This window comes from Chitinophaga lutea, assembly GCF_003813775.1.
GTDB classification, from domain to species: Bacteria; Bacteroidota; Bacteroidia; order Chitinophagales; family Chitinophagaceae; genus Chitinophaga; species Chitinophaga lutea.
Genome location: NZ_RPDH01000001.1, coordinates 1,265,194 through 1,280,534 on the forward strand (window position 1 = coordinate 1,265,194; position 15,341 = coordinate 1,280,534).

14 protein-coding genes are annotated in these 15,341 nt (G+C 54.4%); 9 read left to right on the top strand and 5 right to left on the bottom strand.

Annotated elements, in window-relative coordinates; translation table 11 throughout:
- Nucleotides 1-66: 66 nt before the first annotated feature.
- The gene (locus EGT74_RS04845) at nt 67-1,098 is read left to right on the top strand and encodes a quinone-dependent dihydroorotate dehydrogenase (RefSeq protein ID WP_123845399.1); all 1,032 of its coding nucleotides are present in this window, start codon (nt 67-69) and stop codon (nt 1,096-1,098) included.
- A 4-nt stretch (nt 1,099-1,102) separates the two neighbouring features.
- Nucleotides 1,103-1,873, top strand: coding sequence for a TerC family protein (locus EGT74_RS04850; protein ID WP_123845400.1), 771 nt, complete (start codon nt 1,103-1,105; stop codon nt 1,871-1,873).
- Between the two features lie 171 nt (nt 1,874-2,044).
- On the opposite strand, the gene EGT74_RS04855 is transcribed toward EGT74_RS04850, so the two are convergent.
- From EGT74_RS04855 to dnaB, 3 genes are all read right to left on the bottom strand, one after another.
- The gene (locus EGT74_RS04855) at nt 2,045-2,749 is read right to left on the bottom strand and encodes an RsmE family RNA methyltransferase (RefSeq protein WP_123845401.1); all 705 of its coding nucleotides are present in this window, start codon (nt 2,747-2,749) and stop codon (nt 2,045-2,047) included.
- Between the two features lie 91 nt (nt 2,750-2,840).
- Nucleotides 2,841-4,205 (bottom strand): MATE family efflux transporter, encoded by a 1,365-nt coding sequence (locus tag EGT74_RS04860; protein WP_123845402.1) that lies wholly within the window; start codon nt 4,203-4,205, stop codon nt 2,841-2,843.
- An 84-nt stretch (nt 4,206-4,289) separates the two neighbouring features.
- The gene (gene dnaB / locus EGT74_RS04865) at nt 4,290-5,864 is read right to left on the bottom strand and encodes a replicative DNA helicase (protein WP_123845403.1); all 1,575 of its coding nucleotides are present in this window, start codon (nt 5,862-5,864) and stop codon (nt 4,290-4,292) included.
- A gap of 479 nt (nt 5,865-6,343) precedes the next feature.
- Here dnaB and pheT point away from each other — a divergent pair, with 479 nt between their 5' ends.
- Nucleotides 6,344-8,776: a phenylalanine--tRNA ligase subunit beta gene (gene pheT / locus EGT74_RS04870; protein ID WP_123845404.1), complete on the top strand. Its 2,433-nt coding sequence runs from the start codon at nt 6,344-6,346 to the stop codon at nt 8,774-8,776.
- The gene (locus EGT74_RS04875; RefSeq protein WP_123845405.1) at nt 8,776-9,081 is read left to right on the top strand and encodes a hypothetical protein; all 306 of its coding nucleotides are present in this window, start codon (nt 8,776-8,778) and stop codon (nt 9,079-9,081) included. Before pheT ends, EGT74_RS04875 begins: the two co-directional genes overlap by 1 nt.
- A 207-nt stretch (nt 9,082-9,288) precedes the next feature.
- On the opposite strand, the gene EGT74_RS04880 is transcribed toward EGT74_RS04875, so the two are convergent.
- Together EGT74_RS04880 and EGT74_RS04885 are read right to left on the bottom strand one after the other, a co-directional pair.
- Nucleotides 9,289-9,720 (bottom strand): RES family NAD+ phosphorylase, encoded by a 432-nt coding sequence (locus EGT74_RS04880; RefSeq protein ID WP_123845406.1) that lies wholly within the window; start codon nt 9,718-9,720, stop codon nt 9,289-9,291.
- A 29-nt stretch (nt 9,721-9,749) separates the two neighbouring features.
- Nucleotides 9,750-10,232, bottom strand: coding sequence for an antitoxin Xre/MbcA/ParS toxin-binding domain-containing protein (locus EGT74_RS04885; RefSeq protein ID WP_123845407.1), 483 nt, complete (start codon nt 10,230-10,232; stop codon nt 9,750-9,752).
- 303 nt (nt 10,233-10,535) lie between these two features.
- On the opposite strand from EGT74_RS04885, the gene EGT74_RS04890 reads away from it, so the two are divergent.
- The 5 genes from EGT74_RS04890 (at nt 10,536) to EGT74_RS04910 (ending at nt 15,231) form a co-directional block, all read left to right on the top strand.
- The gene (locus tag EGT74_RS04890) at nt 10,536-10,829 is read left to right on the top strand and encodes a cell division protein ZapA (protein WP_119076914.1); all 294 of its coding nucleotides are present in this window, start codon (nt 10,536-10,538) and stop codon (nt 10,827-10,829) included.
- A gap of 157 nt (nt 10,830-10,986) precedes the next feature.
- Nucleotides 10,987-12,552, top strand: coding sequence for a ribonuclease Y (gene rny, locus EGT74_RS04895; RefSeq protein ID WP_123845408.1), 1,566 nt, complete (start codon nt 10,987-10,989; stop codon nt 12,550-12,552).
- A 137-nt stretch (nt 12,553-12,689) separates the two neighbouring features.
- A complete protein-coding gene (locus tag EGT74_RS04900) occupies nt 12,690-13,298 on the top strand; it encodes a 3-keto-disaccharide hydrolase (protein ID WP_123845409.1) in 609 nt (202 codons plus the stop codon).
- Nucleotides 13,299-13,407: 109 nt separating this feature from the next.
- Nucleotides 13,408-14,433, top strand: a complete 1,026-nt coding sequence (locus EGT74_RS04905) for a pyocin knob domain-containing protein (RefSeq protein ID WP_123845410.1) — start codon at nt 13,408-13,410, stop codon at nt 14,431-14,433.
- A gap of 159 nt (nt 14,434-14,592) precedes the next feature.
- Entirely contained in the window at nt 14,593-15,231 is a 639-nt protein-coding gene (locus EGT74_RS04910; RefSeq protein WP_123845411.1) for a hypothetical protein, read from the top strand.
- Nucleotides 15,232-15,341: the final 110 nt, after the last annotated feature.

Here is a 15,341-nt window from a genome sequence, read left to right on the forward strand (position 1 = left end):
TGGCAAAATTAGGCGGCTATGGCTGATTAACCAAATAGGCCCTGATTTTATATCTTTGCCCCTAACATGTACGGTTTTATAAAGAAAATACTCTTCGGTTTCGCTCCTGAAACCATCCACCACGGTGTGATGCGGGGCTTAAAGATTGTAAACGCGCTGCCGTTCGGCAAAAACCTGCTCGACGCTTTCTGCCAGCCCAAAAATGCCGGCCTCGAGCGGACTTTATGGGGCCTTCGTTTCCCCAACCCCGTTGGCCTGGCGGCAGGATTCGACAAAGACGCAAAATACCTCGACGAACTGGCACATCTCGGTTTCGGGTTCGTGGAAATCGGCACCGTCACCCCGCTGCCCCAGCCCGGCAACGATCAGCCCAGGCTGTTCCGGCTGCCGGCGGACCAGGCCCTCATCAACCGGATGGGCTTCAACAACGAAGGCGCACGGGCGGCCGCCAAACGGCTGCAGAAACGCCGGACCAATATCATCATCGGCGGCAACATCGGCAAAAACAAAGTAACGCCCAACGAAGAGGCGATCAGCGACTATGAGAAGTGTTTCCATGCGCTGTTCGACGGGGTGGATTATTTCGTGGTGAACGTCAGCTCTCCCAATACCCCCAACCTGCGGGCGCTCCAGGAAAAAGAACCGCTCAAACAATTGCTGCATCACCTGCAAACGCTGAACATGCAGAAAAGCAGGCAGAAGCCCATCCTGCTGAAAATCGCGCCGGACCTGACGAACGAACAGCTCGACGATATCATTGAAATCGTAAAGGAAACCGGGCTGGCGGGCATCGTAGCCACCAACACCACCATCAGCCGGGCCAACCTGCAAACGCCGCAGGCGGAACTGGAACAGATCGGCGCCGGCGGTCTGAGCGGCTTGCCCGTCAAGGAAAGAGCCACCGAAGTGATCCGTTACATCCACCGGAAGTCGGGCGGCACCATTCCCATTATCGCCGTGGGCGGCATCTTTACCGCCGCCGACGCACAGGAAAAACTCGACGCGGGCGCATCGCTCGTTCAGGTATACACCGGATTCATTTATGAGGGGCCCGCTATTGTGAAGAAAATTTGCCAGGGATTATCTCAACACCAATAACATTATGCAAGAACTTCTGACCCTCGACTCGCTCATCAGCCTGCTGACGCTCACCCTCATGGAAGTGGTACTGGGCATCGACAACGTTATTTTCGTATCCATCGTGATGAACCGCCTGCCGGAGCACAAAAGGAACCAGGCGCGCCGCATCTGGATGTTCACCGGCATCGCCGTTCGAGTAATCCTGCTGCTGTGCATCGGTTACATCGTGAAAGCCGTGAACCCCCTGTTCCATATTTTTGATAAAGGCATCAGCCTCCGCGATCTCATCATGCTGGCCGGCGGCCTCTTCCTGCTGGTGAAAACCACGCTCGAGATCCACCACAAACTGGAAGGCGAGGAAGAAACGACGGTGAAGGGCGGCAAAGGCGGCGCTACCCTGATGAACGTGGTGGGACAGATCATCCTCATCGACATGGTGTTTTCCTTCGACAGTATCATCACGGCCGTGGGCCTCGCCAAACACGTGGAGATCATGATCGTGGCGGTGATCATCGCGATGGTCATCATGTTCGCTTTTGCGCCCCGCATCAGCAACTTCATCCACAAACACCCCACCCTGAAAATGCTGGCGCTGTCGTTCCTCATCATGGTAGGCGGCATCCTCATCATCGAAGGCTGGAACCCCACCGTGGTGCATGATTTCCACCTGAAGAACTACGTGTACTTCGCGATGGCGTTCTCCTTTGCGGTGGAACTGCTGAACATGCGGATGAGAAAGAAAACCGTTCCGCCGGTGGAACTGCGCGAACCGCAGATCAAACAGGAACCTTAATGCATGCTATAAAAAAGAAAAGGGGCTGTATCAAAATGTGATACAGCCCCTTTTTATATCTTTCCCTGACCACGCACGGCTCCCTGAAACCGGCATTTCAGCCAATCCTGCACGGGCGTCCGGATGTTCTCACTCCCTGTGCAGCACCTGAGAACCGCCTTCCGGACAAATTCATTTCAACCGGTTCACCGCCGCCATCAGCGTGCAGCCCACCATCCCGGCCGTTTCCGTACGCAACCGGGTATCCCCCAGCGACACGGGCACGAAGCCGTATTGCAGCGCCAGTTCTATCTCTGCGGGCGCGAAATCACCTTCGGGGCCGATGAGCAGCAGTGTGTTTTCTCCCGGCTTCATCACATCGAGCAGGTGCATTTTCCCATCGGGCAGGCAATGGGCGATGAAACGCTGCTCCGTGGCGGCCATCAGGCTTTCCAGCGGTGCAGGCTCGGACAGCAGGGGCAAATACCATTGCCGCGATTGCAGCATGGCCGATACCAGTATATTCTGCAGCCTTTCGGTTTTGAGTTTTTCTTTTTCGGTGCGCAGGGTGATGAGGGGCACGATCTGCTGCACCCCGATCTCCACCGCTTTTTCCAGGAACCACTCCATGCGGGCGGCGTTTTTGGTAAACGCGATGGCTATACGCAAATGCACGGCGGGCGCCGGCATCGCTACCTGCTCGGTGACCTGCACCACGCATTTTTTACGGTGATCGTCCGTGATCACGGCTTCGAAACGCGTACCGCGGCCATCGGCCAGCAGCACGGCGTCGCCCTTTTCTTTCCGCAACACCTGTATGCAGTATTTGGATGTGGGCTCATCCATGGTATAAAAGCCGGACTGTGCATCCCGGGCATAAAAAACCGGTAATTCCATCGTGTAAAATTATAGCTTTCATCCGTTCAACGGTGATTTTTCACAGGCCGGATGCCCTCGCATGAAAATATCCCGGTGAGAAAGAATGCCCCTACGCCCCGTTTTGCGGCTGCTTTTCGAGGCGGCGGGTAATGGACTGAAAACGGAAAAACAGCAGCACCGATGCGCCTAACAATCCCAGCAGCAGCCCATACCAGATGCCCTGCACGCCGAGGTTGAAATGGAAGCCCAGCAGGTAGCCCACGGGCAGGCCCATGCCCCAGTACGCCAGCAGGGTGATGATCGTGGGAATTTTCACGTCGCCCAATCCCCTGAGCACACCCAGCCCTACCACCTGTGTACCGTCGAACAACTGGAAGAACGCCGCAATGAGCAACAGGCCGGAGGCCACGCTGATCACCGCCGGGTCGTTGATATACATGGCGGGCAACAGGCGGTAGCCGGCCATGAACACGATGGCCGTGATACCCATCATCACCAGCACCATATGATAGCTGGCGATGGCGGAATGGCGCAGGTCGGTGAAGTTGCCGCGGCCGAGGTTGTTGCCGCTGCGGATGCCGGCTGCGGCTGCGATGCCGCTGGCCATCATGTACGTCATCGAAGCAAGACTGATGGCGATCTGGTGCGCGGCCAGTTCGGTAGCGCCTATCCAGCCCACCATCAGCGCCGCGCCGCTGAAAGCGCTCACTTCGAAAATATATTGCAGCGCCACCGGCGTGCCCAGTCCCGCTATTTTTTTCATCGTGGCCCGGTGAATATTGCGCAGGTTGAACGTTTGCAGGTATTCCTTGAAACGGGGCGACGTGAGCACATACCAGGCCATGGTGATGCCCATCAGCAACCGGTCTGTAAACGTGGCGATGCCCACGCCCGCAATGCCCATTTTGGGCATGCCGAAAAGGCCGTACACGAGCGTGATGCCGAGCAGGATGTTCAGCACGTTGCCCGCGATGCTGATGTTCATGGCCTGGCGCGTAAAGCCGAGCCCCTCCGCGAACTGTTTGAAGGTGAGGTACACCATCAGCGGCAGGAAAGAAAACGCGAGGTACTGCAGGAACAGTTTGGCCTGCACGGCCACGTCGGCCGGCTGGTTCATCCGTTCGAGATTATGGCCTACGGCCAGGATGGCGAAGAACAGCACGATGCCGGTGATGATGTTGATGATGAGGCTGTGCGACAGCAGGTAGCCGCAATTGCTGCGGTTGCCGCGGCCGTTTTCCTGCGCGATGAGCGGCGTAAGGCCGTACGACATGCCGATGCCCGTTACCATAAACACGGTAAAAATGCTGTTGCCCAGCGATACGGCCGCCAGGGGCACTTTGCCGGTATGGCCGATGATGATGCTGTCGCTCAGCCCCACCAGCGTGTGGCCGAGCTGCGAAATGACTACGGGGTAGGCGAGGTGAAAATTGTCCTGGTAATGCGCCTGGTACTTCCTGTATAACTGCTTCATGGTGTCCGTCCTGTTTCAAATAAAAAGCCGGCGTCCTGGTGTCGACGCCGGCTTTTCCGTTAATATATCGGGATGCTTCGCTGGTTAGAATGGAGCATCTCCGAATGCGTCGTCGTCAAAATTCATGTCGTTCATCTTCGAACCTTTCTGGATGAAGATCTTCGCTTCATCGTGCCCGCCGCCTCCGTGGCCTTTCATGCCCGCGAAGGGGCTGCTGGCGGGTTGCTGCGGGGGACCGTCTACGAAACCGTCGTCTTCGAAACGCTGGAACTCCAGTACTGCCCGGAGTTTTACGGTATCGAGCTGGCCGTTACGGTGTTTCGCGATACGTACGTGCGTTTCCCCTTTGTTGGACTCACCCATTTCGTTGGTGGTGATATCGTAGTATTCGGGGCGGTAAATGAACATAACCATGTCCGCATCCTGCTCGATGGCGCCCGATTCACGAAGGTCGCTCAGCTGGGGCATCTTGTTGCCGTCTTTCCTTTTCTCCACATCACGGCTCAACTGCGACAGGGCGATCACGGGAATGTGCAGCTCCTTGGCGAGCATCTTCAGGTCGCGGGAGATTTTACTGATCTCCTGTTCGCGGTTGGTATTCCGGCCGTCGTTGGAGCCGCTCATCAGCTGCAGGTAGTCGATGATGATCAGACCCACCCCGTGGTTGTGCACGAGACGCCGGGCTTTCGCACGCAGCTCGAAGATGTTCAGACCGGGGGTATCGTCGATAAAAATAGGCGCTTTCGCCAGCTTTTCGATACCATGGGTCATCAATTTCCGCATTTCATACTCCTCCAGTTTACCCCTGGTGATTTTTTCGAGTTTGATCTCGGACTCGGCGGAAAGGATACGCTGTACGATCTGTCCGCTCGACATCTCCAGCGAGAACACCGCCGCCCCTTTCGGGAACTTGGGGTGAAGCGCCGCGTTCCGCACGAGGTTCAGTGCGAAGGCGGTTTTACCTACCGCGGGACGGGCCGCGAGGATGATCAAATCCGATGGCTGCCAGCCGTAGGTGATTTTGTCGAGCGTGGGGAAGCCTGAAGGCACCCCGGTGATATCGTCGCCTTTATTCCGGAGGTCTTCGATACGTTTGATGGTATTAACCAGGATACGGTCGATGGAATCGTAGTTTTTGCGGAGGTGGTTGTTGGTCACCTCGAACAGTTTCGACTCCGCGGCGTCGAGCAGGTCGAACACGTCGGCCGTATCTTCGTACGCTTCACTGATGATTTCACCCGAAATCCGGATCAGCTCGCGCTGGATGAATTTCTGGAGCACGATACGGGCGTGCGCTTCGATATTGGCAGAGGACACCACCATGTTGGTGAGGCGGCTGATGAAGAAGGGGCCGCCCACGGCTTCCAGTTCAGCGGTGGATTTCAGTTCTTCCACAACGGTGAGGATATCGACCGGCATGGATTTGGCGGCCAGCCGCTGCATGGCGGCGAACACTTTCTGGTGCGCCTCTACGTAAAAACATTCTGCCTTGAGGATCTCGATGACCGTGTCAAATGCGCCTTTTTCCAGCATCAGTGCGCCCAGCACCGCCTCCTCCAGTTCTTTCGCCTGGGGGGGAACCTTGCCATACACCATCGTGGAAATGTCGATACCCGGCTTGCGACGCGCGTTACGGTCTTTCTTAAGATTGAGATCCATTTATGTTAATTAGTTAAGTAAGGTTAAAAAAATGGTTACCGAAGATTCCTTAGACTCTAACAGGTTTTACAACTTTCTTTGCATTCCATTGCAGGCATCAACTTTAACAAATTGTAAATTTTTTTAAGCCGGGAAAACTAAGGTAACGGCATTTTTCCAATATAACCCTGATTCTCCGGAACTATATTTATTCGTCAGTAACGCACAGGTTATGCTAACACCTATACCGGGTTATCCACCGTTTTGAGGGAGGTTATCCACCAAAACCGGGAAAAATCCCTAGCAAAGTTCCGATTATTCACACTTCCTGTGCAAAAAGATTTTCCACATTTTTCTTGCGGAAATTTCCCCCGTTCCGTACAGCAGAAGTTGTTAACTTTACGCGGCGCCGCCACGGCTGCACGAGGGGTGCAAATGTGACGGAAATAATTGATTTTCACAAAATTAAAACGGTACCCCTGGTACCGAAGGAATAACAGATGACAATTTCGTATAACTGGTTATGTGACTATTTGCCGGTAAAACCCAGCCCGGAGGAACTTTCTGTGATATTGACGGCCATCGGCCTGGAAGTAGAGAGCCTGGAACGGTTTGAAAGCGTGAAAGGAAGCCTCGAAGGCCTCGTGATCGGCGAGGTGCTGAGCGTGGAACAACACCCCAATGCAGACAAGCTGCGATTAACTAAAGTAAACATCGGCAACGGGGAACCGCTGAGCATCGTATGCGGCGCTCCCAACGTGGCCGCCGGCCAGAAAGTAGTGGTCGCTCCCATCGGCGCCACCATCTACCCCGTTTCCGGCGAGCCCCTGACCATGAAAAAAGCGAAGATCCGCGGGGAAGAAAGCTTCGGGATGATCTGCGCGGAAGACGAGATCGGCCTCGGCAGCGGTCACGACGGCATCCTGGTGCTCGACGCCGCCCTGCAACCCGGCCTCGCCGCCAGGGATTTGTTCAAACCGGCACAGGACTGGGTATACGAAATCGGCCTCACGCCCAACCATATGGACGCCATGAGCCACATCGGCGTGGCCCGCGACGTGTGCGCCTACCTCAACAACCGCGAAAAAACTCAGGCTTACCATGTGCGCAAACCCGGCCTCAACACTACCTGCGCGGCCGACCAGCCTTTACAGATAGCCGTGGAGGTGAAAAACACCGAAGCCTGCCCCCGCTACTGCGGCCAAAGCATTACCGGCGTCAAAATAGGGCCCTCCCCGTTATGGATGCAGCACCGCCTGCAGGCCATCGGCGTACGGCCCATCAATAATATCGTGGATATCACCAACTACGTGCTGCACGAAACCGGCCAGCCGCTGCATGCGTTCGACGCGGACCAGATCAAAGGCGGCAAGGTGATCGTGCAGAACCTGCCCGCCGGCACCGTGTTCGTTTCCCTTGATGGCAAGGAACGCAAGCTGGACGAAGGCGACCTGATGATCTGCGACGGAGAGAACAACGGCATGTGTATCGCCGGGGTGTTCGGCGGCCTCAATTCCGGCGTGAAAGACAGCACCACCAGCATTTTCCTGGAAAGCGCCTATTTCAGTGCGGCCGGTATCCGAAAAACGTCCATGCGCCACGGCCTTCGTACAGACGCCGCCGTGCGTTTCGAAAAGGGGCTCGACGTGAGCCTGGCGCCTTTCGCGCTCGAGCGCGCCGTAGCCCTCATCGGCGAAATCGCACACGGACTGCCCGCTTCCGGGGTGACGGACGTATATCCCAAACCCGTCGAAAGCCCGTCCATTTCCGTGACCTACGCTTACATCAACCGCCTCAGCGGTCATCAATACGCCCCGGAACAGGTGAAAAACATCCTGCACAGCCTGGGCTTCACCATTCATGCGGAAACAGCGGCCGACCTGAAAGTCAGCCCCCCGCTCTACAAACCCGACATCACCATTCCCGCCGACATCGTGGAGGAAGTGATGCGCATCGACGGCCTCGACAATATCCCCATCCCCGAGTTCGTGCGCATGGTACCTTCGCGCCAGGCACAACCGGACAAAGAAAGGGTGAAGGAAAAAATCGCCGATTACCTCGCCGCCAACGGCTTCTCCGAGATATTCACCAACTCCATCACCAACAGCCAGTACTACCAGCACCTCGATGCGGACAGCCTGGTGAAGATGCTGAACAGCCTGAGCGCGGACCTCGACGTGATGCGCCCTTCCATGCTCGAATCGGGCCTGGAGCGGATCGCGTACAACCTGAACCGCCGCAACGACGACCTGCTGTTTTTCGAATTCGGTAAAACCTATTCCCGCGAGGCGACCGGCCAGTATCCCGAAGCGGCCCACCTGAGCCTGTACCTCACCGGCCAGAAATTGCCGGAAAACTGGGTACATCCGCCACAACCCGTGGATTTTTATTATCTTAAAAGCTATATCGGCAATATCCTGCAGCAGCTGGCCCTGCCCGCTCCGCAAATGACGGCCGCCAACGTGCATGGTTTGCAGCCTGCATTCGAAGTGACCGTGAACGGGAAAGTAGTGGCGGTACTGGGCGGCGTGGCCCCGCAGAAGCTGAAGGCCTTCGATATCAAACAGCCCGTATGGTATGCCGACTTTTACTGGGATGTGGTGCTGGAGCAGCTGCAAACGAAGGATACCTTCTTTGAAGAGATCCCGAAATTCCCGGCCGTGCGGAGAGATCTGGCGCTGGTGCTGGACAAACAGGTGACGTTCGCCGCCGTGGAGACCGCCGCCCGTTCCGTGAAAACGAACCTTTTGCAACATATCAACCTGTTCGACGTTTTCGAGAGTGAAAAACTCGGCGCAGGGAAAAAATCATATGCTGTCAGCTTTACTTTCCAGGACCGGCAGAAAACGCTGACCGACCAGGAAACGGACGCGCTGATGAGCAAATTCGTCAAAGCTTTCGAAACGCAATTACAGGCGGAGATCCGCAAATAATGGCACTGGAACAATACATACAACGCATTGAAGACAAGCTGCAGCAGCTGATCAAAAAACTCCAGCAGTCGCAGGCCGACAACGCCATGCTGCGCGAGCAGGTGCTGGAGCACCAGGAAGCGCTGCGCCGGCAGGAGGCCACCATCCTTTCGCTCGACGAAAAGCTGAAACTGGCCAGGATTGCCACCGTTACGCAGGGCAATGGCCTGAACGAGGAAGAAGATGCGTTCCGGAAAGAAGTACGGGGAAAGATCAACGATTACATCCGGGAAATAGACCGGTGCATTGCATTGCTGAACTCGTAGGGAAACGGCCGCCGCTTGCAATGGGGAAACGGCGGTGTATGGAACGGGGCTCCAGTCCGGGAAACGGGAATGTGTGGCGCGGACATCCGGTAAAGCGACAGACCAGGGCGTATCCCGCTATCATTCCTCTTTTAGTAAGCGCATTTTTCAATAACGTGTTACGATGGCTCCCAGGTCGCGCTGGTGTACCCTACCATCATCCCCCTTTTAGTAACTACATTTTTCAATACGAATGATACTTACCTCCTTCATCAGGTCATGCCTGGGGTTAAGGAGGTAATTTTTTTGCCCCGGCCAGTAGAGGGAAGGGAATCCCAGGAGCAGCGCCCCGGCGGCGCGGAGTACGGCGGAGCCCAGGTCGAGGCAGGCTTTGGGGCGCGGTTCGTTCCGCCATCCCGGCGGGAGGCTGTTTTCTTCGAACAGCAGGCAGCTTCCGTCCGGCACGTCCAGTACGGAAATCACCATGGTCGGCGGGAGTTTGCCCGTGGTGGTGTAGATGTTGCTTTCGAGTATGCAGAGGGGCCAGGAATCGAACACGTAGATGCAATGATCGTCCGCGTAGTTCCAGCGGCCGTTTTCCATATCGGCGCCTTTGAGGTCGTAAGCGTCTTCCCGGTGCCCCAGTTTGAATAATTCCATTTCAGCTGTTTTTCATCGTGCCAATGCTATCACACCCCTTTCCTGACTTTGCGGATGAGGCTTCTCACTTCGAGCAGACCGGGATGGGTCTCGATCACTTCCAGCGGCATGCGGCCGCCGAGCGCGCGGTTGGGGCTTTTCATCCAGGTGTGGAACAGGTCCTTGTCGCCGAAAACGGCGTACCCGTAACTGTATAGCTCAACGAGCGCCATGATGCGGTCGCTCACGATCATGCTGAACGTTTCTTTCCCTTTTTTCAGATGCAGGGTGCGGTCGGTAACCGCCAGCAGATCGCTGAGCGTGTTGTAATCGAACTCGAAAACCTCCTTGATGGCCGCGAGTTGTTCCTTGGAAATGCCGCGCTTTACGATTTTCTCTTTTTCTGTAAACATAATTGTTTGCAGACCCAGGATCGACTCAAAACTGTCCAGCAAATCCCCGCCGCCTTTTTTTACGAAGCTTTTTTCCCTTTCTTCCTTTCCGGATTTGCCTTTTACAGGCGAAGCATTCATGCCATGATTGTTTTAGGTGAACAAATTCGGTACGCGGCGGAGATATTTCCCTGTCGCGCGCCATTTTGCACGGATACGTGCAAAACATTTGTCCAAACTAGTGAAATGTTTCATGAATTTTACTGAAGCTATTCCCATGTGGGGAGAAAAATATCAGCCAGCAGCCTGCATTTCAGGCTGTGCCTGCAAAAGAAAATAACTCCGGGAAACGGACTTTTTATGAAAAATCCCGGGGAAACGCGCCATCTGATTCATTTTACTACATTTGTAGCCATCACACTTATCCACGTATAACCAAACACAATGGAAACACTCATACCTGTCAATATTGTAGTGGCCGACCGTACGTACCGGATAAAAATCCGGACGGAGGAGGAGGAAGACGTGCGCCGCGTTATGAAGGAGGTGAACGAAAAGATCATCGAATTCAAGGCGGCGTATGCCGGCAAAGACATCCAGGACTACATTGCCATGGCCCTCATCATGTACGCCACTCACCCCGCCACGAGCGGCGGGAAAGCCCAGGCCGGCGTGGCCCCTTTTTTACTGGAAAAACTGCAACACCTTGACAATCTGCTGGATGAGCATTTGAAATAACTGCCCGTGCTGCATTTTTAATCCCTAATTAACTCATTATCACATCGTCCCTGTGCTTTGGTGCTATTTTTTTGTTATTTTCGCGGGTCTGTTCCCGCCTGTTCGCCAAAAATGGGCCGGGGATGCATTTATAAATACTTTTTAAACTTATTGAAATATGACAGATCCTTTAATGATCATAGTGGCCGGGGTCGTTGCGCTGGCTTTAGGTATACTGCTCGGAAAACTAATTTTTGCTAAAAACACCCAAATAAAGATTCAGGAAGCGGAAGAACAGGCGAAACGCATTATCGCGGAAGGCCAGTTATCAGCCGAAAACCTGAAAAAAGACAGATTACTGGAAGCCAAAGAGAAATACCTGCAACTGAAGAGCGAGCACGAAAAAGAAGTGATGCAGCGTAACCAGAAAATCTCCGAGTCCGAAAACCGCATCAAGCAGAAAGAGCACACCCTCAACCAGAAAACCGAACAACTGCAGAAACAGGCTGCCGAAAACGAGGCGATCAAGGAAAACCTCGGCCGGCAGATCGAACTGGTCAACATCAAACGCTCCGAGCTGGAAAAACACCAGGAAGAGCATATCCGCCGCCTCGAAAAAGTAGCGGCCCTCACGGCTGAAGAAGCCCGTCACCAGCTCGTCGAAAGCCTGAAGGAAGAGGCCCGCACCCAGGCCCTCAGCCACATCCAGGAAATCATCGAAGACGCGAAGATCAAAGCGAACAAAGAAGCCAAGAAAATCATCATACAGTCCATTCAGCGCACCGCCGCCGAACAGACCATCGAGAACGCCATCACCGTGTTCAACCTGGAAAGCGACGAAATCAAAGGCCAGATCATCGGCCGTGAAGGCCGTAACATCCGCGCCATCGAAGCCGCTACCGGCGTTGACCTGATCGTGGACGATACCCCCGAGGCCATCGTACTGTCTTCATTCGACCCGCTGCGCCGCGAAATCGCCCGCCTGAGCCTGCAACGCCTGGTACAGGACGGCCGTATCCACCCCGCCCGTATCGAGGAAGTAGTGGAAAAAACCAAACGCCAGCTCGAAGAGCAGGTGATGGAAATCGGCGAACGTACCGTGATCGAGCTCGGCATCCACGGCCTGCATAAGGAACTGGTGCGGATGGTCGGTAAAATGCGTTTCCGCTCCTCTTACGGCCAGAACCTGCTGATGCACTCCAAAGAAACCGCTAATCTCTGCGCCGTGATGGCCGCCGAACTGGGCCTCAATCCCAAACTGGCCAAACGCGCCGGCCTGCTGCACGACATTGGTAAAGTGCCCGACGAAGAATCCGAACTGAGCCACGCCCTCCTCGGCGCGAAACTGGCGGAAAAATACGGTGAGCACCCGGCCATCGTCAACGCGATCGGCGCCCACCACGATGAAATGGAAATGGCTTACGTGATTTCCCCCATCGTACAGGCCTGCGACGCCATCAGCGGCGCCCGCCCCGGCGCCCGCCGCGAAATCATGCAGAGCTACCTGCAAAGGATCAAAGACCTCGAAAATCTCGCCATGGCTTACGACGGCGTGGAAAAGGCATACGCCATCCAGGCCGGCCGCGAACTGCGCGTGATCGTGGAAAGCGAAAAAGTATCCGACAACGATGCGGACCGCCTGAGCTTCGAGATCGCCAATAAAATCCAGAACGACATGCAATACCCCGGCCAGATCAAAGTAACGGTTATCCGTGAACGCAGGGCCGTGAACGTAGCACGCTAGTCCGTCACATATTTTCAAAAGGCGCACCCTCCCAGGTGCGCCTTTTTTTGTCATCTCGTGCCGCCGTTCAGCCCTCCTTTATTGCATCTGAACGCAGGATTAGGTATCTTACCCCCTATCAAAAAAACTACGGTTGTATGAAAAAGAGATTCATGACGCTGGCGGTGCTGGGCCTGCTCTCCATCAGCACTGCCTTCGCGCAGAAAACACAAAAGCTGTTCAACGGTAAAAACCTCGACGGCTGGAAAATACACGGCACGGAAAAGTGGTATGTGGAAAAAGGAGAACTGGTATGTGAAAGCGGCCCGGACAAAGAGTACGGCTACCTCGCTACCGACAAAACGTTCAAGGATTTTGAACTGACCGTACAATTCAAACAGGAAGCCAACGGCAACAGCGGCGTGTTTTTCCACTCCTCCCTGGAAGGCACCAAAATCTCCGGCTGGCAGGCAGAAGTAGCGCCTCCCGGCAGCAACACCGGCGGCATTTACGAGTCGTACGGCCGCGGCTGGCTCATCAAGCCGGCAGCTGAAAAAGACAAAAACCTGAAAATGGGCGAGTGGAACACCATGAAAGTGGTGGTGAAAGGCAACAACGTCACCACTTACCTCAACGGCGTGGAAATGATCACCCTCGACGACGAGAAGATCGGTGCAAAAGGCGGCCAGATCGCCCTGCAAATCCACTCCGGCGGCGGCATCAAAGTGCGCTGGAAAAACATTACCGTGAAAGAACTGAAGTCTTAATTCCATTTTTCACGGCATTTAAAAAATGCGGCTGCGCCATGGGTGCGGCCGCTTTTTTATTTTAAACCCTTATCTTGTTTTTATTCTTAACCCACAATAAAAATGACCTATGAAATGGATTCCATTTTTCTGCCTGGCGCTAACCGCCGCATGTTCCATTAATACTGTACACGGCCAGTTAACCGAAGCCCAGGTTACCAAAGCCGGCGCTTATCACGATGTGGCCAGTGGTGACTTTAACTCGTCAGCATTAACAGCCCGTTCCTTTGTAGGCTCCGTAGGCTTTGATCCGTATGTTCCCAACGCTCCGCTTAACAGCATGTGGTGGAACGTTATTAACATCCGTCACAGGAACGGCGAAGGAGACGGTAATAACTGGGGCGGGCAAATCACTTTCGGGATGACTGCACATATCAACAGGATGTTCTTCCGGTCTCATTACAACGGCGCGTGGCAGAACTGGCAGGAGATATTCCATACCGGCGCTCCCCGGATACTGGTCAACAACCCTGTCGACGATGGCACCTCCACGCTTCTTGTAAACGGTTCAGCTAAGGTCAAAAGCGCTTCCGCTTCCCACCCGCTAATAGGAGGGCGAAACCCGCTATACCTGGATGCCTACCACTACGGCGGCAGTAACTCCAGCGCCATTGTATTTACCAAAGGCGAAACACCGGTCGCAGAGATTGCCACAGATTTAAATACCAATGGCGGTAAAGATATTTATATGATTGCAGGCCAGGGCCAGTCGAGCATCCTGCTGAATCCTTTCGCAGGAAACGGCAACATCGGCATCGGCACCACCAATCCGCAGTCAAAGCTGGCGGTAGCCGGCACCATCACCGCGCAGAGAGTAAAGGTCACCACCACCGGCTGGCCCGATTATGTTTTCCAACCCGGTTATACGCTGCCTTCTTTGCAGGAGGTAGAACAACATATAAAAACCCATCAGCGCCTGCCTGGAATCCCTTCCGCCGCCGAAGTAGAAAAAGAGGGGCAGGATGTAGGCGAGATGAATAAAAAGCTCCTGCAAAAGATTGAAGAGCTTACGCTGTACATGATAGACCTCCAGCAGCAGGTAAAATCACAGCAAAAGGAAATTACACAGCTAAAAGCCGGCCGACAACTCCCCTAAATGGATGTCGATAAGGTAACAAGCTGGTTTTCAACCTATGTATACCCTATGTGAAGCCTATGTCAACTGTTTACATAGGCTTCACATAGGCTTAAAAAAGGTTCTTCACTTTATAAACTATCTGCGATTGCCGCTGTTATATACTGTAAAACCTGTTTTATGGCAACATCCACCACCAACGTATTGCTGCACGGCGTGTATGGGAAAGTAGGGGGACTTTTTGTTGTGAGGCAGCGGAATGGCAAGGCCGTGATCTGCAAGCTGCCAAAGCCTTACGAGAAGCCGCCAACCAAAGGACAGCTGCAGAACCGCGAACGGTTCAGGAAAGCAAATGAGTTTGCTAAAACGGCCATTCTGGACCCGGAAAAGAAAAAGTATTACGCGGCTAAAGCAAAGCCGGGGCAGTCGGCTTACAATGCGGCGTTTAAGGATGCGTTCCACGGCGAGGGCATTCCGGACATCGGGCTGTCTGTCGACCAGCAGACGGTCACCGTGCAGGTGACCAAAAAGATGCGCCGGCCGCGGGGTGGCGGACTGCTGTCCGTTAAACCGGCCCGGGCCCGTCTGCAACGGGTCACCATTTACCTGGTTCACCGTTCCGGGTACGAGGAAGAGAAAGGGTATGCTGTGTTTTCAGAAAAAAGCCAGGCGTGGGCGTATACATTCCGCGGCAAAATAGGTGCGCAAAACATGCTGCGCATTACGACGGAAGACTGGATGGGGAATGTCAGCAGCCGCGTGTTTATACGAAAGGAATCCGGAAAGGTGGCTTATGTGGAGCGTGCATTAAATGAGTGAAACGATGGGCTACGCGCCTAAAGTTTGTATTTCCTTCATCATTTCCAGCAAGGGAATAAGAATTGTATTTCTTGAAAGCAGATAAAGATCAGTACCAGACTAAACGATAA

Coding starts and splice junctions, on each gene's coding strand:
- EGT74_RS04845 (WP_123845399.1), top strand. CDS start 67: ATGTACGGTTTTATAAAGAAAATACTCTTCGGTTTCGCTCCTGAAACC.
- EGT74_RS04850 (WP_123845400.1), top strand. CDS start 1,103: ATGCAAGAACTTCTGACCCTCGACTCGCTCATCAGCCTGCTGACGCTC.
- EGT74_RS04855 (WP_123845401.1), bottom strand. CDS start 2,749: ATGGAATTACCGGTTTTTTATGCCCGGGATGCACAGTCCGGCTTTTAT.
- EGT74_RS04860 (WP_123845402.1), bottom strand. CDS start 4,205: ATGAAGCAGTTATACAGGAAGTACCAGGCGCATTACCAGGACAATTTT.
- dnaB (WP_123845403.1), bottom strand. CDS start 5,864: ATGGATCTCAATCTTAAGAAAGACCGTAACGCGCGTCGCAAGCCGGGT.
- pheT (WP_123845404.1), top strand. CDS start 6,344: ATGACAATTTCGTATAACTGGTTATGTGACTATTTGCCGGTAAAACCC.
- EGT74_RS04875 (WP_123845405.1), top strand. CDS start 8,776: ATGGCACTGGAACAATACATACAACGCATTGAAGACAAGCTGCAGCAG.
- EGT74_RS04880 (WP_123845406.1), bottom strand. CDS start 9,720: ATGGAATTATTCAAACTGGGGCACCGGGAAGACGCTTACGACCTCAAA.
- EGT74_RS04885 (WP_123845407.1), bottom strand. CDS start 10,232: ATGAATGCTTCGCCTGTAAAAGGCAAATCCGGAAAGGAAGAAAGGGAA.
- EGT74_RS04890 (WP_119076914.1), top strand. CDS start 10,536: ATGGAAACACTCATACCTGTCAATATTGTAGTGGCCGACCGTACGTAC.
- rny (WP_123845408.1), top strand. CDS start 10,987: ATGACAGATCCTTTAATGATCATAGTGGCCGGGGTCGTTGCGCTGGCT.
- EGT74_RS04900 (WP_123845409.1), top strand. CDS start 12,690: ATGAAAAAGAGATTCATGACGCTGGCGGTGCTGGGCCTGCTCTCCATC.
- EGT74_RS04905 (WP_123845410.1), top strand. CDS start 13,408: ATGAAATGGATTCCATTTTTCTGCCTGGCGCTAACCGCCGCATGTTCC.
- EGT74_RS04910 (WP_123845411.1), top strand. CDS start 14,593: ATGGCAACATCCACCACCAACGTATTGCTGCACGGCGTGTATGGGAAA.